We start from the raw sequence: 18980 nt of genomic DNA, 5'->3' as shown, positions 1-18980 counted from the left end.
CTCGCATGATGCAGGCCGTCAAGCACGACTACGAACGCATCCCCTATTTGGTTGCGTTCCAAAACAATTCCGGTGTCCGCGACGTTTACGGCGGGCTGGCCGAGATCACCGTGCTGGAAAGCTATTTGCTCAAGCCGAAGGACAAGCCATCGGACACCGTGCTGGTGTTCATGCACCCGATCGGCGGCGGCGCCTACCTGCCGATGATCAACGCGCTGGCCCGTGCGGGCCACCACGTCATCTACTGCAACAGCCGATTCCGCGGCACGGATTCGGCGCTGCTGATGGAGAAGGTGGTCGAGGATCTCGGCGAGTGCATCAAGGACGCCAAGAACCGGCTGGGCTATACGAAGGTGGTGCTGGCGGGCTGGAGTGGCGGCGGCTCGCTGTCGGTGTTCTACCAGCAGCAGGCCCAGCACCCGACCATCACGTCCAGCCCGACCGGCGACGGCCCCGACCTGACGCAGTTGGACCTGATCCCCGCCGACGGCATCATGCTGCTGGCCGCGCACATCAGCCGACACGGCACGCTCACCGAATGGCTGGACGCGTCCATCCTCGACGAATCCGACCCCACCAAGCGCGATCCCGAGCTGGACCTGTACAACCCCGACAACCCCAACCAGCCGCCGTACACCGAAGAGTTCCTGGCGCGCTATCGGCAAGCTCAGATCGACCGCAACCGCCGCATCACCGCGTGGGTCAAGGACAAACTCGCCGAGCTGCGAGCGGCCGGGCGCCCGGATGACGAGTTCGGGTTCGTGGTGCACGGCACCATGGCCGACCCGCGCTGGCTGGATCCCGCCGTCGACCCCAACGAACGCGTGCCGGGAACGTGTTACCTCGGGGATCCCCAGGTGGTGAACATGAGCCCCGTTGGGCTGGCGCGCTTTTCGACGTTGCGTGGCTGGCTGTCGCAGTGGAGTTACGACGAAGCCAGGGGTGACGCGGTGGACTGCGGGCCCGACATCGCCATCCCGGCGCTGGTGATCGGCAACCTCGCCGACGACGCGTGCACGCCTAGCCACACCCGGCGGCTCTTCGAGGCCATCGGCCACCCCGACAAGGAGATGCACGAAATCCCCGGCGCCACACATTATTACGCCGGCCCGGACCAACGCGACAAGCTACGTCAGGCCGTCGGGATCGTGACCGATTGGCTTGTGCGCCACGACTTCGCGAGCGCTGAATGACGGCCACCGGTGCGCTGGACGGCATCCGGGTGCTCGAGCTGGGCACCCTGATCGCCGGACCGTTCGCCGGCCGGCTGCTCGGCGACATGGGCGCCGACGTCATCAAGGTGGAACCGCCCGGCGCGCCGGATCCGTTGCGCACCTGGGGCCAGGCCGAACTCGACGGTCACCACGTCTTCTGGACCGTGCATGCCCGCAACAAGAGGGCGATCACGCTCGACCTGCGCCGGCCGCGCGGCCGCGAGCTGTTCCTTGATCTCGTCGAGAAATCCGACATCGTGGTGGAAAACTTCCGACCCGGCACGCTGGAAAAGTGGAACCTCGGCTACGACGTGCTGTGCGAACGCAATTCGGGCATCATTCTGGTGCGGGTGTCCGGCTACGGGCAGACCGGACCCGACGCGCACAAGGCCGGTTACGCCTCGGTGGCCGAAGCGGCCAGCGGGCTGCGGCACCTCAACGGCTTTCCCGGCGGGCCGCCGCCGCGGCTGGCGCTGTCACTGGGCGACAGCCTGGCCGGCATGTTCGGCGCCCAGGGTGCGCTCGCCGCCCTCTACCGGCGCAGCGTCACCGGCCGCGGTCAGGTGGTCGATGTCGCGTTGACCGAATCCTGTTTGGCGGTCCAAGAATCCACCATCCCGGACTACGACCTCGGTGGGGTCGTGCGCGGACCGTCGGGCACCCGGTTGGAGGGCATCGCGCCGTCCAACATCTACCGCAGCGCCGACGGCTCGTGGGTGGTGATCGCCGCCAATCAGGACACCGTCTTCGCCCGGTTGTGCAAGGCGATGGGGCGCGCCGAACTGGCCACCGACGACCGATTCGCCACCCACGTGGCCCGCGGCCGCAATCAAGACGAACTCGACGAAATCATCGGCGCGTGGGCCGCCGAGCGTGCACCCGGCGAGATCATCGAAACACTATCGGCCGCAGGGGTGATCGCGGGGCCGATCAACACCGTCGCCGAGGTGGTCGACGACCCACAACTGCGGGCACGGGGCATGCTGGTCGAGCACTTCGACGAACGAGTCGAACGGCCCGTGCTGGGTCCCGGGATCGTTCCGCTGCTCTCCGAATCACCGGGCAGTGTCCGCAACGCCGGCCCGGCCCGACCTGGACAGCACAACGACGACGTCTATATCGGACTGCTGGGCAAGACCGCCGAGGAGCTCGAACAGTTGCGCGCCGAGGAGGTCTTATGACGCAGCACGTGGACATTCGCGAGGTCGCACTGCGCGACGGCTTGCAGATCGAAAAGCCAATCCCGTTGTCGGCCAAGCTGGAGCTGCTGGCCGCGGTGGCCGCCACCGGCGTACGCGAGGTGGAGGCCACCGCGTTCGTGTCGCCGTCGAAGGTGCCGTCGATGGCCGACGCCGCCGAGCTGGCCGCGGAGCTGGACAACTACCCCGACATCGAGTTCTCGGCGTTGGTAGCTAGCCCCAATGGCGCCAAGCGGGCGGTCGCGGCCGGGCTGCGGTCGATCGAGTACGTCATCGCGGCCGACGACACCTTCAGCAAGGCCAATGTCGGGCGCACCAGCGCGGAGGCGACCGCGCAGATCGACGAGATCGTCGCCATCGCGCACGACGCCCAGCTCACCGTCGAGGTCGTGGTGGCCACCGCCTGGGACTCCCCCTTCGAAGGCCCCACTCCGCCGCAGCGCGTACTTGACATCGCGGCGGCCGCCCGCGACCGCGGCGTCGACCGGCTCTCCATCGCCGACACCATCGGCACCGCCACCCCGGGGCGGGTGAGTTCGCTGATCGCCCAAGTGCGTCCGGTCATCGGCGACATGCCGTTGGGCGGGCATTTCCACAACACCCGCGGCGCCGGGCTGGCCAGCGCCTACGCGGCGGTCAGCGCCGGCGTCACCCGCCTGGACGCCTCGGTCGGCGGGCTGGGCGGCTGCCCGTTCGCGCCGGGCGCCACCGGCAACATCGCCACCGAGGACCTGGTGTACCTGCTGCGCGACAGCGACATCGACGTCGACATCGATTTGCAGGCCGCCATCGCCGCGGCCGAAGTCGCGAAATCCGTTGTCGGTCACGACCTGCCGAGCGCCCTGCTGCGCGCCGGCGACCGGATCCAGGCTTGATGCCCACCGACACGCTCACCTCGAAGGGCCGCCAAACCAGGCAGGCCATCGAGCAGGCGGCGCGAAAGCTGTTCGCCGAAAGGGGCTTTCACGGCACCACCCTGGCCGACATCACGTCGGCCGCCGGCAAGTCACCGGCGGTCTTCTACCGATACTTCGCCGACAAGGAAGACCTGCTTGCCGCCCTCGCCGAATCGTTCCTCCGCGATGTCGTCGCGCCCTCCGGGTCGACCGTCGCCTTGCCGACCTCACCCGAGGACAGCGAGTTCTTCACCTCGGTGGTCACCGGCTACTGGAACATGTTCAAGCAGAACATCGGCATCATGATCGCGGTGGCGCAACTGGCCGCGACCCAGCAGCGATTCGCCGTGGTGCAGAACGAATTTCGACGCTTCGGCATGGACATCGTGGCCGATTCCGTGCGACACGTCCAGGGGCAGGGCTACGGTCGCGACCTGCATCCCGAGCACACCGCCGCCGCCATCGCGTTGCTGTTCGAGAACTTCACCACCGTTTTCGCCGGTCGCTCCGGACCGGAATGCCTCGGGATGGAAATCAGCGACGAGGACGCGATCACCACCTTATCCACGGTCTGGAAGAAAACCCTGTACGGCATCTAAGGAGCGCAGAAATGGATTTCGCACTGCCCGAACACCTTCCGGGACTGCTTGCCGAGATGGATGCCTTCATCGAACGTGAGATCGCTCCGCTGCAGGCCGAGAACATGCAGTACTTCGACCAGCGTCGCGAGCATGCGCGCACCGATTGGGACAACGACGGCATCCCGACGGCCGAGTGGGAGGAACTGCTCGCCGAGATGCGCCGGCGAGCCGACCGGGCGGGCTGGTTGCGTTACGGGTTGCCGGCATCCCTCGGCGGCCGCGACGGCACCAACGTGGACATGGCCGTCATCCGGGAACACCTGGCGCACAAGGGACTCGGCCTGCACAACGACCTGCAGAACGAGTCCTCGATCGTCGGGAACTTCCCGCAGGTGATCATGATGGAGCGCTTCGGCACCGACGAGCAACGCAGCGTTTGGTCCGAGGCGCTGATCACCGGGCAACGCTCGATGGCCTTCGGTCTCACCGAACCACAACACGGCTCGGACGCGACCTGGCTGGAAACCTACGCCAAGCCGGACGGCGACAGCTGGGTCATCAACGGCTCCAAGCGGTTCAACACCGGTGTGCACCGCGCGACGCACGACCTGATCTTTGCCCGCACTTCCGGCGAGCCCGGGCAGGCCCGGGGCATCACCGCCTTCCTCGTCCCCACCGATGCGGACGGGTTCAACGTGCCGTACTACTGGTGGACGTTCAACATGCCCACCGACCACGGGGAAGTCGAGTTGACCGATGTGCGGGTGCCCGCAGACGCGGTGCTCGGCGAGGTGGATCGTGGCCTCGAGGTCGCCCAAACCTTCTTGCACGAGAACCGGATTCGGCAAGCCGCCAGCAGTCTGGGCGCGGCGCAATACTGCATCGATCGAGCCGCCGACTATGCCGCGAAGCGCGTCGTGTTCGGCAAGCCGTTGTCGGTCAACCAGGCGGTGCAATGGCCGCTTGCCGAGCTGCAGACCGAAGCCCAGATGGTGCGTTTGTTGGTGCATTACGCGGCCTGGCACCTCGACCGCGACCACCACATGGAGGTCTCCGACAAGGTATCGATGGCCAACTACCGCGCCAATCGGTTGGTCTGTGACGCCGCCGACCGGGCCATGCAGATCTTCGGCGGCCTCGGCTACAGCCGTCACGAGCCCTTCGAACACATCTACCGCCATCACCGTCGCTACCGAATCACCGAGGGCGCCGAGGAGATTCAGATCCGGCGGGTGGCGCAGCGACTGTTCAAGTTCGGCACCAAGTGAGTGAGCTTGAAGCCAAACTGCGAGGGGTGCTGACGGACGCACTCGGCGCGGACGTAACGGTCGACAATCTGCGCGCACTGACCGGTGGGGCCAGCCGCAGCACGTGGGCCTTCGAGGCCGGCAGCGGCGCGGACCGCCGGTCGCTGATCCTGCGGACCGGGCCGCCCGACGATATGCACGCCAGTATGGAACTCGAAGCCCGCGCCCAGGCCGCGGCCGCCGCGGCGGGCGCACCCGTACCGGACATCCTGGTCGCCGACGATTCGCCTGCCGCACTGGGCAATCCGTTTCTGATCTGCAATGAGATCAAGGGCGAGACCATCGTGCGGCGCATCCAGCGCCAGCTCGACGCCGGGGATGGACCACAGGGCCGCGCCCGGCTGCTACGCCAGTGCGCGCAGGCGCTGGCCGCCATCCACCGCGCCGCTATCGACCGGGCCGGCGGCCCCGCTCTGACCCGCGAAGACCAGCTGGCGGAATGGCGCGCGCGCCTCGATGCCATGGGTGACACCACCGCGACGTTCGAGTGGGCGTTTCGCTGGCTGGCCGCGCACCGGGCACCCCCGTCGGAACCGGTGCTGGTGCACGGCGATTTCCGGATGGGCAACCTGATCGTCGACGGATCCGACCTCGCCGCCGTGCTCGACTGGGAGCTGGTGCACGTCGGCGACCGCTACGAAGACCTGGCGTGGTTCTGCGTCCGGGCCTGGCGGTTCGGCGCTCCGGCCAGCCACGGCGCCGGGGGGCTCGGCAGCATCGACGACTTCCTGCGGGATTACCAGGAGGCCAGCGGGACCGCCGTGGACCGCGAGGCGTTTCGCTGGTGGCTGGTGTTGGCCACCCTGCGCTGGGGCATCATCTGCCGGTACCAGGCCGAGCGTCACCTGAGCGGACACACCCGCTCGGTGGAACTGGCCACCATCGGCCGCCGGGTGTGCGAGAACGAATGGGACCTGCTCGACCTGCTCGACGCGAGCCAGGTACCGCCCACGGAACCCGCGCGGGCGCGGTCCGACGACGCGTTGCACGGCCGGCCGACGGCGGCCGAACTGGTGGCGGCGGTCGCCGAATTCCTGGAAACCGCTGTCCGGCAAGAGACAAGCGGCCAGGTCAACTTCCATGCCCGGGTCGCCGCCAACGCGCTGCGCATGGTCGAGCGCGAGCTGCTGGACACCGATGACTCGCACGTGCGCGCCGCCCTGGCCGAGCAGGGCTTCGCCGACGAGGCCGGGCTTGCCGCCGCCATGCGCACGGGCGAGCTTGGGGATCGGCCCGGCCCGGCCGTCATCGCCTGCCTGCGAACGCTGGTGCGACGCCGATTGGCCGTCGCGCATCCCGGATACGACAGCGAAAAGGAGCCAGCCCCGTGACCCCCAGCCCCGATACCTCAGCCGTCATCGACGTGGCCGACCGCTTGTTCACCGCGATCGAGAACGGCGATGGGGCCGCGGTGAATTCGCTGTGGAGCGCCGATATCGCCGTCTGGCGGCCCGGTGCGCGCCGCGACGACGACAAGGAGCGCGCGCTGCGCGTCATCGACTGGTTCATCGGCGCCACCACCGAGCGCCGCTATGAGATCCTCGATCGTCAAGTGTTCGACGGCCCAACCGTGCGGGGCTTCGTGCAGCAGCACATCTTGCACGCCACCGGGCACGCCGGACAATCGATCTCATTGCGGGTCTGCATCGTGATCAAGGTGGGCCCAGACAACTTGATCAACCGGATCGACGAGTACTTCGACCCCGCGGGGATCGGCCCGCTGCTCGACTGAGAGAGGGTGCGCGTCCGTGACGACGCTGGAAACACTGCTGCTGGATCCCGACATGGCCGGCGTGTGGAACCTGGTGCCGGATCGCTCGGCCATCACCTTCAAGATCGGGAACATGTGGGGCCTGCTGCGCGTCAAAGGCCGGTTCACCGAGTTCAGCGGCGACGGGCAACTCACCGGCAACGGCGCGGTCTACGGCAGGCTGGACATTCGCGCGGCCTCGCTGCGCACCGGGATCGGGCGCCGCGACCGGCACCTGTGCTCGCCGGACTTCTTCGATGTCGAGCGCTACCCCGACATCAGCGTCGTCGTCACCGCCTTGCGGCCGACCACCGGGAATGCCGCCGAGCTGCGCGCCAACTTCACCATCAAGGGCAACGACGAGCCGGTGCCGCTGCCGGTCAAGGTCACCGAGCTCGATGACGGCTCGGTGCGGATATCCGGCGAAACCAAGGTCGATCGAGCCCGGTTCGGCCTGGGCTGGAACAAGCTGGGCGTGATGAGTGCGACGGCGACGGTGGCGGCGGACACCGTCTTCGTGCGGGCACCCCGGTAGGGCCGCGCGGAAACCAGTACCATCTGCAGCGTGCCAGAGTCCACCGTCACCCTGCGGATCCTCGTCTACAGCAACAACGTCCAGACCCGCCAGGACGTGATGCGCGCGTTGGGCACACAGCTGCACCCCGATCTGCCCGAGCTGAGCTACGTCGAGGTGGCCACCGGCCCGATGGTGATCCAGCAGATGGACGCCGGCGGTATCGACCTGGCCATCCTGGACGGGGAGGCGACGCCGACCGGCGGCATGGGGATCGCCAAACAGCTGAAAGACGAACTCGAGGTGTGCCCGCCGATCGTGGTCCTCACTGGGCGCCGAGACGACGCGTGGCTGGCCAGTTGGTCGCGCGCCGAAGCCTCGGTGCCCCATCCCGTCGGCCCCATCGTGCTGGGCCGCACGGTGCTCGGGCTGCTACGCGCCCCGGTGCAATAGACCGCCCGGCTAACTGGGCCAGATCAGCTGGCCGTGACTGAAGTACGGACCGCCCGTCGGGTCGTACTGCGAATAGCCCGCATTGACCATCGGTGTCAGCACGGTGTTCAGGTGCTCGACGATCGGCTCCGGCACACCGAACGTTTGCAGCGGCAGCAGCATCGGAAGGATCGATGCCGGGATCATGTAGGTGGTCGTGGTCCCGCCCGCGGAGTTCGTCACCGAGGACACCTCGACCACCTGAGTCTGCGAGGTGAACTCCGTATTGAGGTGGTAGTGGTTGACGCCCGCCATAGCGTTCGCGTCGGCCAGTAGGTTCCACGGCCGGTCCGGCGGGTTGGATAACCCCTCGTACTGGTGGTAGATGATCGTCGTGTTGTACGGACTCGCCGACGTCGGGTTTTGCACGGTGTATCCCAGCAGCGGGACATGGAAGCCGGCGGGAACGTACGTGTCGGCGATGCCGCGCTCAGGGTTGGCGAATTCGACGAACGACAACTGGTCGGGTGACGGCGCGCCGTCAAGATGGGCGACCAGATAGGCCTGCTCGCGGTCGCTGGTCATGGCGCCGAGCGAGGCGCCCGCGACCACCACCTTCCCGTCGGGGTTGGCGGTGACGGCGGCCATGATGTCGTCGTTCAACGCCTTCACGCCGGCGGCCATCGACTGATCGGCGGTGGCTTTGAAGAAGCCGCTGATCAGACCCGCGGTGGCCGGGTATTTCACCACCGTCGGCGTCGTGCCGGGGAACCAGTTCTCGCCAACTCCTGAGGCGAGGACCGAATACGACGGCAGGTTGAGCAGCGGCGCAAGCCACGGCTGGTTTTCGAAGATGTAGGCCGGGGCCACGCTGATACGGACGATGTTCGATGACACGGATGACACGGATGACACGGATGACGCCGCGGCGGCCGACGCGCCTTGTGACAGCCCCTGCAAGGACGTCCACGGCATCAGCTCGCCGACGGCCGCCGACGCCGCCCCGTGATAGCCCACCATCGCGGCGACGTCCTGGGCCCACATCTGTTCGTAGTCGGCCTCGATCGCCGCGATCCCCGGCGCGTTCAGCCCCAGCAAATTCGACCTGACCAGCGACACCAATTGCGCGCGGTTGGCCGCGACCGCCGCCGGATGCACCGTCGCGGCGAACGCCACCTCGAACGCCCCGGCCGCCGCCCGGATCTGGCTGGCCGAGCGCTCGGCCGCCGACGTCGCCGCGCTCAGCCAGGCCACATAGGGGGCGGCCGCCGTTTGCATCGCCGCGGCCGACGGACCCTGCCAGGGCCCGCTGATCATGCCCGAGACCACCGACCCGAACGATGTCGCCGCGGACTGCAGCTCGGCGGCCAACCCCTCCCACGCACTCGCGGCCGCCAGCATCGGCCCAGAACCCGTGCCGGAGAACATTCGCAGCGAGTTGACCTCGGGCCCTAGCACCAAAAAATCCATCCGCGCCCCGCATCTATTCGTGCACCAGAAGGCTTCGGCACCGGCCCAAGCACCGAGTTCATCATCGTATTCGGCGGCACCCCCGGCTGTTCGGATTTCGAGGCAAATCCGTTCGCTTTGCACAACCCCCGCGAGCGTTGGATCATGAGGCCGACCCCGGGCACAGGCTCCGCCCCTCGCGACGCTATGTTGAAGGTCACTGCGACGGCCCACAAGCCCGGTCCGTCACAGCAGCCCGGCCACCCGCCCGGCCGCCACCAAAGGGGTTTGGTGGCGGCCCGTATGACGGACTTTGGAGCGAGTTGAACGCCTACCTACCCATCCTGGTTCTCGGAGGGATCGCGGCCGCTTTTGCCGTGGGCTCGGTCGGGATCGCGAGCATCGCCGGCCCGCACAGATACAACCGGTCCAAGCTGGCTGCCTACGAATGCGGGATCGAGCCGACCGAGACATCGGTCAGTGGCCCGAACGCGACGGCCGGGCAGCGGTTCCCGGTGAAGTATTACCTGACCGCAATGCTATTTATCGTCTTCGACATCGAAATCGTGTTCTTGTATCCATGGGCGGTCAGCTACGACGCACTCGGGACGTTCGCACTGGTCGAAATGGTGATATTCATGCTCACGGTCTTCGTGGCCTACGCGTACGTGTGGCGCCGCGGGGGCCTGACTTGGGATTGAGGTAAGACGTGGGCCTGGAAGAACAGCTGCCCGGTGGCATCCTGCTGTCGACCGTCGAAAAGGTGGCCGGCTACGTCCGCAAGAACTCGCTGTGGCCGGCGACGTTCGGGTTGGCCTGCTGCGCGATCGAGATGATGGCGACCGCCGGGCCGAGGTTTGACATCGCCCGGTTCGGGATGGAGCGCTTCTCGGCGACACCACGGCAGGCCGACCTGATGATCGTGGCCGGACGGGTCAGCCAGAAAATGGCGCCGGTGTTGCGTCAAATCTACGACCAGATGGGCGAGCCGAAATGGGTTCTGGCCATGGGTGTCTGCGCGTCGTCGGGCGGGATGTTCAACAACTACTCGATCGTGCAGGGCGTCGACCACGTCGTGCCGGTGGACATCTACCTGCCCGGCTGCCCGCCGCGGCCGGAGATGCTGTTGCACGCAATCCTCAAGCTGCACGAGAAGATTCAGGAAATGCCGTTGGGCGTCAACCGGGAAGAGGCCATCGCCGCGGCCGAGCAGGCCGCGCTGTCGGCCAAGCCCACGATCGAGATGCACGGACTGCTGCGATGAGCTCTCCCGAAAAGGACCCGAAGCGAGCCGCGGCCGAAGTAGGAGGAACCCCAACCACCGGGGGCGAAGTGATCGACGTCCGCCGCGGCATGTTCGGCGTCGCCGGCAGCGGCGACACCACCGGCTACGGCCGGCTGGTTCGCGAGATCACGCTCCCGGGCAGCAGTCCGCGGCCGTACGGCGGCTACTTCGACGACATCGCCGACCGGCTGGCCGAGGCGTTGCAGCGCCGCGAAATCGAATTCGACACCGCGATCGAGAAGGTCGTCGTGGACCGCGACGAGCTGACCCTGCACGTGCGCCGCGAACTGTTGCCCCAAGTCGCCCAGCTGCTGCGCGACGAGCCGGAGCTGCGCTTCGAGATGTGCCTGGGCGTCAACGGGGTGCACTACCCGCACGAGACCGGCCGGGAACTGCACGCCGTCTATCCGCTGCAGTCGATCACGCATAACCGTCGGCTCCGGCTGGAAGTGGCTGCGCCGGACAGTGATCCGCACATCCCATCGCTGTTCGGGATCTACCCGACCAACGACTGGCACGAGCGTGAGACCTACGACTTTTTCGGCATCATCTTCGATGGGCACCCGTCGTTGACCCGAATCGAGATGCCCGACGACTGGCACGGGCATCCGCAGCGCAAGGACTACCCACTCGGCGGAATTCCAGTCGAGTACAAGGGCGCACAGATACCCCCGCCCGACGAGCGGAGAGCCTACAACTGATGTTGGAAAACCAGAGATGACCGAAACCGAAACCGTTTTAGTCGCCGGCGGGCAGGATTGGGAACAGATCGTCGACGCCGCCCGCAACGCGGATCCCGGCGAACGCATCGTCGTCAACATGGGGCCCCAGCACCCGTCCACACACGGCGTGCTGCGGCTGATCCTCGAGATCGAAGGCGAAACAGTCACCGAGGTCCGATGCGGAATCGGCTACCTGCACACCGGAATCGAGAAAAACCTCGAGTACCGGTATTGGACGCAGGGGGTCACGTTCGTGACCCGGATGGATTACCTGTCGCCGTTCTTCAACGAGGCCGCCTACTGCCTGGGTGTGGAGAAGCTGCTCGGCATCACCGATGAGATCCCGGAGCGGGTCAACGTCATCCGGGTCATGATGATGGAGCTCAACCGGATCTCGTCGCATCTGGTCGCGCTGGCGACCGGCGGCATGGAGCTGGGCGCGATGACGCCGATGTTCGTCGGGTTCCGCGGACGCGAGATCGTCCTCACCCTCTTCGAGTCGATCACCGGCCTGCGGATGAACAGCGCCTACATCCGCCCGGGCGGCGTGGCGCAGGACCTACCGCCGGACGCCAAGACCGAGATCTCCGACGCGCTCAAGGAATTGCGCGTCGTGCTGCGCGAGATGGGCGACCTGCTGAACGAGAACGCCATCTGGAAGGCCCGCACCGAAGGCGTCGGCTACCTGGACCTCACCGGCTGCATGGCGCTGGGCATCACCGGCCCGATCCTGCGTGCCACCGGATTGCCCCACGACCTGCGCAAAACCGAGCCCTACTGCGGATACCAGGACTACGAGTTCGACGTCATCACCGACGACGGGTGTGATGCCTACGGGCGCTACATGATTCGCGTCAAGGAGATGTGGGAGTCGGTCAAGATCGTCGAGCAGTGCCTGGACAAGTTGCAGCCCGGGCCGACCATGGTGGAGGACCGCAAGATCGCCTGGCCGGCCGATTTGAAGGTCGGCCCGGACGGCATGGGCAACTCCCCGGAGCACATCGCCAAGATCATGACCGGCTCGATGGAGGCACTGATCCACCACTTCAAACTCGTCACCGAGGGCATCCGGGTGCCGGCCGGCCAGGTCTATGTGGCCGTCGAATCCCCGCGCGGAGAGCTCGGCGTGCACATGGTCAGCGACGGCGGCACTCGCCCCTACCGCGTGCACTACCGCGATCCGTCCTTCACCAACCTGCAGTCGGTCGCGGCGATGTGCGAGGGCGGCATGGTCGCCGACCTGATCGCCGCGGTCGCCAGCATCGACCCGGTCATGGGCGGGGTCGACCGATGACGGCGAGCAGCGGCGACGTATCCGGCAGCGGCGAGCGGGTATTCCTCCGCCTCGGACCGCCGCCCGAGGAGCCCAACCAGTTCGTCGTCGAGGGCGCGCCCCAGTCGTACTCACCCGACGTACAGGCCCGGCTCGAGGTCGAGGCCAAGGAGATCATCGGCCGTTACCCGAACAAGGGCTCGGCCCTGTTGCCGTTGCTGCACCTGGTGCAGGGCGAGGACTCCTACATCACCCCGGCGGGACTGGAATTCTGCGCCAGCCAGCTCGGGCTGACCAGCGCGCAGGTGTCCGCGGTGGCGACCTTCTACACCATGTACCGCCGCGGACCCACCGGCGAATACCTGGTCGGCGTCTGCACCAACACGCTGTGCGCCGTGATGGGCGGCGACGCCATCTTCGCCGAACTCAAAGAGCATCTCGGCATCGGCAACGACCAGACCACCGACGACGGGTCCATCACCCTGCAGCACATCGAGTGCAACGCGGCCTGCGACTTCGCGCCGGTGGTGATGGTCAACTGGGAGTTCTTCGACAACCAGACCTGCGAGTCGGCGCGCGAACTCGTCGACTCACTGCGCGCCGGCAAACCCAAGGACCCCACCCGCGGCGCGCCGCTGTGCGGCTTCCGCCAGACGTCGCGGATCCTGGCGGGCCTGCGCGACGAGCGCCCCGACCAGGGCCAGGGCGGCGCCGGTGCGGCCACGTTGGCCGGCCTGCGGGTGGCGAAGGAACACGGCATGGAGGCGCCGACCGCGCCGGAGGACCAGTCATGACCGCAACCCCGTTGACACCGGTGATCAGCCGGTACTGGGACGACCCCGAGTCGTGGACCCTAAAGACTTATCAACGCCATGACGGGTACAAGGCCATGGCGAAGGCGCTGGCGATGGAGCCCGACGCGGTGATCGGCGCCGTGAAGGACTCGGGTCTGCGCGGGCGCGGCGGCGCGGGCTTCTCCACCGGCACGAAATGGTCGTTCATCCCGCAGGGCGATACCGGTGCCGCCGCCAAGCCGCACTACCTGGTCGTCAACGCCGACGAGTCGGAACCCGGTACGTGCAAAGACATTCCACTGATGCTGGCGACACCGCACGTGCTCGTCGAGGGCGTGATCATCGCCTCGTATGCGATCCGCGCGAGCCACGCCTTCATCTACGTGCGGGGTGAGGTGCTGCCGGTGTTGCGCCGCCTGCAGAACGCGGTGGCCGAGGCGTACGCCGCGGGCTTTTTGGGCCGCAACATCAACGGCTCCGGTTACGACCTGGAGCTGGTGGTGCACGCCGGCGCGGGCGCCTACATCTGCGGCGAGGAGACCGCGCTGTTGGACTCGCTGGAGGGCAAGCGCGGCCAGCCGCGGCTGCGCCCGCCCTTCCCCGCCGTCGCGGGCCTGTACGGCTGCCCCACGGTGATCAACAACGTCGAAACCATTGCCAGCGTGCCGTCGATCATCCTCAACGGCGTCGACTGGTTTCGGTCCATGGGCACCGAGAAATCGCCTGGGTTCACGCTGTTTTCGCTGTCCGGTCACGTGACCAACCCGGGCCAGTACGAGGCGCCGCTGGGCATCACGCTGCGCGAGTTGCTCGACTACGCCGGCGGCGTGCGCGCCGGCCACCAGCTGAAGTTCTGGACACCCGGCGGGTCCTCGACGCCGTTGCTCACCGCCGAGCACCTCGACGTGCCGCTGGACTACGAGGGCGTGGGTGCGGCCGGTTCGATGCTGGGCACCAAAGCTTTAGAGATCTTCGACGAGACGACGTGCGTGGTGCGCGCGGTGTGGCGCTGGACCGAGTTCTACCGACACGAGTCGTGCGGGAAGTGCACGCCGTGCCGGGAGGGCACGTACTGGCTGGACCAGATCTACGAGCGGCTGGAAACCGGCAAGGGCACGCACGAGGATATCGACAAGCTGTTGGATATCGCCGACGCCATCTTGGGAAAGTCGTTCTGCGCGTTGGGCGATGGCGCGGCCAGCCCGGTGTCGTCGTCGATCAAATACTTCCGCGACGAGTACATCGCCCACGTCGAGGGCGGCGGATGCCCGTTCGATCCGAAAGACTCCATGCTGACCGCGAATGGAAAGGCCTGAGAGCCCAGTGACTAGTGCGGCCAAGACCGAAACCGGCGGCGCCAAGGACGACGGCGCGCGTCCGCCGGAGATGGTGACACTGACCATCGACGGCGCCGAAATCAGCGTTCCCAAGGGAACTCTGGTGATTCGTGCGGCCGAGTTGATGGGCATCCAGATCCCGCGGTTCTGCGACCATCCGCTGCTCGATCCGGTCGGCGCCTGCCGGCAGTGCCTGGTCGAGGTCGAGGGGCAACGCAAACCACTGGCATCGTGCACCACCGTTGCCACCGACGACATGGTGGTGCGTACCCAGGTGACTTCGCCGGCCGCCGACAAGGCCCAGCACGGTGTGATGGAGCTGCTGCTGATCAACCATCCGCTGGACTGCCCGATGTGCGACAAGGGCGGCGAATGCCCGCTGCAGAACCAGGCGATGTCCAACGGCCGCGCCGACTCGCGCTTCCAGGACGTCAAGCGCACGTTCGCCAAGCCGATCAACATCTCGGCGCAGGTGCTGCTGGACCGCGAACGCTGCATCCTGTGCGCCCGCTGCACGCGGTTCTCCGAGCAGATCGCCGGCGATCCGTTCATCGACATGCAGGAGCGGGGCGCGCTGCAACAGGTCGGCATCTACGCCAACGAGCCCTTCGAGTCGTACTTTTCGGGCAACACCGTGCAGATCTGCCCGGTCGGCGCGCTGACGGGAACCGCCTACCGGTTCCGTGCCCGTCCCTTCGACCTGGTCTCCAGCCCCAGCGCGTGCGAACACTGCGCATCCGGGTGCGCGCAGCGCACCGACCACCGCCGCGGCAAGGTGCTGCGCCGCCTGGCCGGCGACGACCCGGAAGTCAACGAGGAGTGGAACTGCGACAAGGGCCGCTGGGCCTTCAATTACGCGACCCAGCCCGACGTGCTCACCACCCCGCTGGTTCGGGACGCGGCAGGAACACTGCAGCCCGCGTCGTGGGCACACGCGATCGCCGTGGCGATCGCCGGCCTAGAGGCCGCCCGCGGCCGTACGGGCGTGCTGGTCGGCGGCCGGGTCACCTGGGAAGACGCCTACGCGTACGCCAAGTTTGCGCGAATCGTGTTGGACACCAACGACATCGACTTCCGGGCCCGCCCCCACTCCGGCGAGGAGACCGAGTTCCTGACGAACCGAATCGCGGGCCGACCGGTGACCGTCAGCTACGCCGACCTGGAATCGGCCCCGGTGGTGCTGCTGGTCGGGTTCGAGCCCGAGGAAGAGTCGCCCATCGTGTTTCTGCGGCTGCGTAAGGCGGCGCGCAAGCGCGGTCTGCCGGTCTACGCGGTCGCCCCGTTCGCCACCCGCGCGCTGCAGAAAATGTCCGGCCGATTGCTGAAAACCGTTCCGGGCGCTGAAGCTTCGACGCTGGACGGGCTGGCCACCGGCGAAAGCTCGGGTGACCTCCGAAAGCTACTGTCCACCCCCGGCGCGGTCATCATGGTCGGGGAACGGCTGGCCACCGCGCCGGGCGGATTGTCCGCCGCGGCGAGGCTCGCCGACGCCACCGGGGCGCGGCTGGCCTGGGTGCCGCGCCGCGCCGGGGAGCGCGGCGCACTGGAAGCCGGCGCGCTGCCCGGGTTGCTGCCCGGCGGCCGCCCACTCGCCGACGAAGCCGCGCGCGCCCAGGTTTGTGCCGGCTGGCACGTCGACGAGATCCCCACTGCCAGTGGCCGCGACGTCGACGGCATCCTGGCCGGCGCCACCGACGGGAGCCTGGGGGCACTGCTAGTCGGCGGTATCGAACCCGACGACTTCGCCGATCCCGACGCGGTGTTGACCGCCCTGGACGCCGCCGGGTTCGTGGTGAGCCTCGAGCTGCGGCACAGTGCCGTCACCGAACGCGCCGATGTGGTGTTCCCCGTCGCGCCGACCACCCACAAGGCCGGCGCCTTCGTCAACTGGGAGGGCCGCTACCGCGGATTCGGGGCCGCCCTGCACGGCAGCATGCAGTACGCCCGCCAATCGGATCACCAGGTGCTCGACACGTTGGCCGACGAAATGGGTGTCTACTTGGGCTGTTCCACGGTCGAGGAGGCCCGCGAGGAGCTGTCCTGGCTGGGCACCTGGGACGGCGACCGGGCCGCGGGTCCTCAGGTTCCGGCCGCGCAGCCACCCGAACCCGGTTCGGGTGAGGCCGTGTTGGCGGGCTGGCGGATGCTGCTCGACGCGGGCCGCGGCCAGGACGGCGAACCGCATCTGGCCGGCACCGCACGCAAGCCCGTGGTCCGACTCTCGTCGGGCACCGCGGCCGAAATCGGCGCCGCCGACGGGGACGACGTCACGGTCAGCACCGCGCGCGGCTCAATCACCTTGCCGCTGAACATCACCGACATGCCCGACAAGGTGGTGTGGCTGCCGCTGAACTCGCCGGGTTCGGCGGTGCACCGGCAGCTGGGCGTCACGATCGGCAGCTTGGTAAAGATCGGAGTGGGCTCGTGCTAAACGGCTTCGGACACGACCCGTGGTGGTTGGTACTGGGCAAGGCCCTGGCCATCTTCGTGTTCTTGATGCTCAACGTGCTGCTCGCGATCCTGCTCGAGCGCAAGATCCTCGGGTATATGCAGCGGCGGCCCGGCCCCAACCGGGCGGGGCCGTGGGGCGTCCTGCAGAGCCTGGCCGACGGAATCAAGCTGGCGCTCAAGGAAAGCATCACCCCCGCCGGCATCGACAAGTTCGTTTACTTTGCGGCCCCGGTCTTCTCGACGATCCCCGCGTTCACCGCGTTCGCGTTCATCCCGTTCGGTCCCGAGGTGTCGGTGTTCGGCCACCGCACACCGTTGCAGCTGACCGACCTGCCGGTCGCGGTGCTGTTCATCCTGGGGCTCTCGGCGATCGGGGTGTATGGGATCGTGCTCGGCGGTTGGGCGTCCGGCTCCACTTACCCGCTGCTCGGCGGCGTGCGGTCCACCGCCCAAGTCATCTCGTACGAGGTCGCGATGGGACTGTCGTTCGCGACCGTGTTCCTCTACGCCGGCTCGATGTCGACCTCGTCGATCGTCGCCGCCCAGGACCGGGTTTGGTACGTGTTCCTGCTGCTGCCGTCGTTCGTGATCTACCTGATCTCGATGGTCGGCGAAACCAACCGGGCCCCATTCGATTTGCCCGAGGCCGAGGGCGAACTCGTCGCGGGCTTCCACACCGAGTACTCGTCGCTGAAGTTCGCGATGTTCATGCTGGCCGAGTACGTGAACATGATGACGGTTTCCTCGCTGGCCACGGTGCTGTTCTTCGGCGGCTGGCATGCTCCGTGGCCGCTCAACATGTGGGAGGGCGCCAACACCGGCTGGTGGCCGGTGCTCTGGTTCACCGCCAAGATGTGGACCTTCATGTTCATCTACATGTGGCTGCGCGCCAGCCTGCCCCGGCTGCGCTACGACCAGTTCATGGGGCTGGGATGGAAGCTGCTGATCCCCGCGTCGCTGCTGTGGGTGTTGATCGCGGCGGTCATCCGCTCGGCGAGCAACCAGGGCTTCCAGCATTGGACCCCGGTGCTGGTGGTCAGCAGCCTTGTCTTCGCCGTGGCGCTGGTGCTGACGCTGCGAAAACCGTTCACCGCGCCCAGCATTCGCGCGTTGGCGAAGGAACGGCGCAAGCAGGAGCGCGCCGGCGGCCTGAAGAGCATTGAGCCGGCATTCCCGACACCGCCGCTGCCAGTGGGTGCGAGCAAGGAGAAGGTGCGTGGCTAATTTCCTTTCAAATTCCTTGGCCGCCGTAGCAGGATTCGGCGTGACCTTCGCTTCGATGTTCAAGAAGAGGGTCACCGAGGAGTACCCGGAGAAGCCGGGCCCGGTGAAGCCGCGCTACCACGGCCGTCATCAGCTCAACCGGTACCCCGACGGCCTGGAGAAGTGCATCGGCTGCGAGCTGTGCGCGTGGTCCTGCCCGGCCGACGCGATCTACGTCGAGGGCGCGGACAACACCGACGAGGCGCGGTTTTCGCCGGGGGAACGCTACGGCCGGGTTTACCAGATCAACTATCTGCGTTGCATCGGTTGCGGCTTGTGCATCGAGGCCTGCCCGACCCGGGCGCTGACGATGACCAACGACTACGAGCTGGCCGACGACAACCGCGCCGACCTCATCTACGAAAAGGACCGCCTGCTCGCGCCGCTGCTGCAGGGCATGCTCGCGCCGCCGCATCCGCGGGCGGAGGGCGCCACCGATAAGGACTACTACCAGGGCAACGTGACCGCGAATGGCCTGCGCCACAAGCAAAACGCGGGAGAGCCGCAGTGACC

At 67.4% G+C, this 18980-nt stretch carries 19 protein-coding genes; 18 read left to right on the top strand and 1 reads right to left on the bottom strand.

The window, feature by feature from the left end; all coding sequences use genetic code 11:
• Positions 1-5: 5 nt before the first annotated feature.
• From G6N66_RS05490 to G6N66_RS05450, 9 genes are read left to right on the top strand one after another with little or no spacing between them, the layout of a single operon-like run.
• Positions 6-1193 carry an alpha/beta hydrolase gene (locus G6N66_RS05490; protein WP_372515714.1) on the top strand — a complete coding sequence of 396 codons (1188 nt, stop codon included), beginning with the start codon at positions 6-8 and terminating at the stop codon, positions 1191-1193.
• The gene (locus G6N66_RS05485; RefSeq protein WP_085234127.1) at positions 1190-2395 is read left to right on the top strand and encodes a CaiB/BaiF CoA transferase family protein; all 1206 of its coding nucleotides are present in this window, start codon (positions 1190-1192) and stop codon (positions 2393-2395) included. Before G6N66_RS05490 ends, G6N66_RS05485 begins: the two co-directional genes overlap by 4 nt.
• Positions 2392-3288: a hydroxymethylglutaryl-CoA lyase gene (locus tag G6N66_RS05480; protein WP_085234126.1), complete on the top strand. Its 897-nt coding sequence runs from the start codon at positions 2392-2394 to the stop codon at positions 3286-3288. Before G6N66_RS05485 ends, G6N66_RS05480 begins: the two co-directional genes overlap by 4 nt.
• Entirely contained in the window at positions 3288-3908 is a 621-nt protein-coding gene (locus G6N66_RS05475; protein WP_085234125.1) for a TetR/AcrR family transcriptional regulator, read from the top strand. The genes G6N66_RS05480 and G6N66_RS05475 overlap by 1 nt, the downstream gene beginning before the upstream one ends.
• Before the next feature lie 11 nt (positions 3909-3919).
• Positions 3920-5158, top strand: coding sequence for an acyl-CoA dehydrogenase family protein (locus G6N66_RS05470; RefSeq protein WP_085234124.1), 1239 nt, complete (start codon positions 3920-3922; stop codon positions 5156-5158).
• Positions 5155-6528, top strand: coding sequence for a phosphotransferase family protein (locus tag G6N66_RS05465; protein WP_085234123.1), 1374 nt, complete (start codon positions 5155-5157; stop codon positions 6526-6528). The genes G6N66_RS05470 and G6N66_RS05465 overlap by 4 nt, the downstream gene beginning before the upstream one ends.
• A complete protein-coding gene (locus G6N66_RS05460) occupies positions 6525-6929 on the top strand; it encodes a nuclear transport factor 2 family protein (protein WP_085234122.1) in 405 nt (134 codons plus the stop codon). Before G6N66_RS05465 ends, G6N66_RS05460 begins: the two co-directional genes overlap by 4 nt.
• A gap of 16 nt (positions 6930-6945) precedes the next feature.
• Positions 6946-7482 carry a YceI family protein gene (locus tag G6N66_RS05455; RefSeq protein WP_169721527.1) on the top strand — a complete coding sequence of 179 codons (537 nt, stop codon included), beginning with the start codon at positions 6946-6948 and terminating at the stop codon, positions 7480-7482.
• A 30-nt stretch (positions 7483-7512) separates the two neighbouring features.
• On the top strand, positions 7513-7914 hold the full coding sequence (locus G6N66_RS05450; protein WP_085234121.1) for an Rv3143 family two-component system response regulator: 402 nt from the start codon (positions 7513-7515) through the stop codon (positions 7912-7914).
• 9 nt (positions 7915-7923) lie between these two features.
• Here the strand turns inward: G6N66_RS05450 and G6N66_RS05445 are convergent, their stop codons facing one another.
• The gene (locus G6N66_RS05445) at positions 7924-9363 is read right to left on the bottom strand and encodes a PPE family protein (RefSeq protein ID WP_085234120.1); all 1440 of its coding nucleotides are present in this window, start codon (positions 9361-9363) and stop codon (positions 7924-7926) included.
• Positions 9364-9665: 302 nt separating this feature from the next.
• On the opposite strand from G6N66_RS05445, the gene G6N66_RS05440 reads away from it, so the two are divergent.
• Genes G6N66_RS05440 through nuoI form a run of 9 tightly spaced genes read left to right on the top strand, consistent with a single transcriptional unit; the run spans position 9666 to position 18978 of the window.
• Positions 9666-10043, top strand: a complete 378-nt coding sequence (locus G6N66_RS05440; RefSeq protein ID WP_085234119.1) for an NADH-quinone oxidoreductase subunit A — start codon at positions 9666-9668, stop codon at positions 10041-10043.
• A gap of 8 nt (positions 10044-10051) precedes the next feature.
• Positions 10052-10606 (top strand): NuoB/complex I 20 kDa subunit family protein, encoded by a 555-nt coding sequence (locus tag G6N66_RS05435; RefSeq protein ID WP_085234118.1) that lies wholly within the window; start codon positions 10052-10054, stop codon positions 10604-10606.
• Complete coding sequence (locus G6N66_RS05430) at positions 10603-11328, top strand: NADH-quinone oxidoreductase subunit C (RefSeq protein WP_085234117.1); 726 nt, start codon at positions 10603-10605, stop codon at positions 11326-11328. The genes G6N66_RS05435 and G6N66_RS05430 overlap by 4 nt, the downstream gene beginning before the upstream one ends.
• A 16-nt stretch (positions 11329-11344) precedes the next feature.
• Complete coding sequence (gene nuoD, locus G6N66_RS05425; RefSeq protein ID WP_085234116.1) at positions 11345-12643, top strand: NADH dehydrogenase (quinone) subunit D; 1299 nt, start codon at positions 11345-11347, stop codon at positions 12641-12643.
• Complete coding sequence (gene nuoE / locus G6N66_RS05420; RefSeq protein WP_085234115.1) at positions 12640-13416, top strand: NADH-quinone oxidoreductase subunit NuoE; 777 nt, start codon at positions 12640-12642, stop codon at positions 13414-13416. The genes nuoD and nuoE overlap by 4 nt, the downstream gene beginning before the upstream one ends.
• Positions 13413-14732, top strand: a complete 1320-nt coding sequence (gene nuoF, locus G6N66_RS05415; protein ID WP_085234114.1) for an NADH-quinone oxidoreductase subunit NuoF — start codon at positions 13413-13415, stop codon at positions 14730-14732. Before nuoE ends, nuoF begins: the two co-directional genes overlap by 4 nt.
• A gap of 7 nt (positions 14733-14739) precedes the next feature.
• Positions 14740-17184 carry an NADH-quinone oxidoreductase subunit G gene (locus G6N66_RS05410; RefSeq protein WP_085234113.1) on the top strand — a complete coding sequence of 815 codons (2445 nt, stop codon included), beginning with the start codon at positions 14740-14742 and terminating at the stop codon, positions 17182-17184.
• Complete coding sequence (nuoH, locus tag G6N66_RS05405) at positions 17178-18428, top strand: NADH-quinone oxidoreductase subunit NuoH (RefSeq protein ID WP_085234112.1); 1251 nt, start codon at positions 17178-17180, stop codon at positions 18426-18428. Before G6N66_RS05410 ends, nuoH begins: the two co-directional genes overlap by 7 nt.
• On the top strand, positions 18400-18978 hold the full coding sequence (gene nuoI / locus G6N66_RS05400) for an NADH-quinone oxidoreductase subunit NuoI (RefSeq protein WP_372515868.1): 579 nt from the start codon (positions 18400-18402) through the stop codon (positions 18976-18978). The genes nuoH and nuoI overlap by 29 nt, the downstream gene beginning before the upstream one ends.
• Positions 18979-18980 lie beyond the last annotated feature (2 nt).

The sequence above is a fragment of the Mycobacterium conspicuum genome, assembly GCF_010730195.1.
GTDB classification, from domain to species: domain Bacteria; phylum Actinomycetota; class Actinomycetes; order Mycobacteriales; family Mycobacteriaceae; genus Mycobacterium; species Mycobacterium conspicuum.
Note: the sequence above shows the minus strand (reverse complement) of the source record. Positions and strands in the feature narration are given on the sequence as shown.

Bases quoted from the DNA above. Each gene is read 5' to 3' on its own strand.
- G6N66_RS05490 (WP_372515714.1), top strand. From the start codon at position 6: ATGATGCAGGCCGTCAAGCACGACTACGAACGCATCCCCTATTTGGTT.
- G6N66_RS05485 (WP_085234127.1), top strand. From the start codon at position 1,190: ATGACGGCCACCGGTGCGCTGGACGGCATCCGGGTGCTCGAGCTGGGC.
- G6N66_RS05480 (WP_085234126.1), top strand. From the start codon at position 2,392: ATGACGCAGCACGTGGACATTCGCGAGGTCGCACTGCGCGACGGCTTG.
- G6N66_RS05475 (WP_085234125.1), top strand. From the start codon at position 3,288: ATGCCCACCGACACGCTCACCTCGAAGGGCCGCCAAACCAGGCAGGCC.
- G6N66_RS05470 (WP_085234124.1), top strand. From the start codon at position 3,920: ATGGATTTCGCACTGCCCGAACACCTTCCGGGACTGCTTGCCGAGATG.
- G6N66_RS05445 (WP_085234120.1), bottom strand. From the start codon at position 9,363: ATGGATTTTTTGGTGCTAGGGCCCGAGGTCAACTCGCTGCGAATGTTC.
- G6N66_RS05430 (WP_085234117.1), top strand. From the start codon at position 10,603: ATGAGCTCTCCCGAAAAGGACCCGAAGCGAGCCGCGGCCGAAGTAGGA.
- nuoD (WP_085234116.1), top strand. From the start codon at position 11,345: ATGACCGAAACCGAAACCGTTTTAGTCGCCGGCGGGCAGGATTGGGAA.
- nuoE (WP_085234115.1), top strand. From the start codon at position 12,640: ATGACGGCGAGCAGCGGCGACGTATCCGGCAGCGGCGAGCGGGTATTC.
- nuoF (WP_085234114.1), top strand. From the start codon at position 13,413: ATGACCGCAACCCCGTTGACACCGGTGATCAGCCGGTACTGGGACGAC.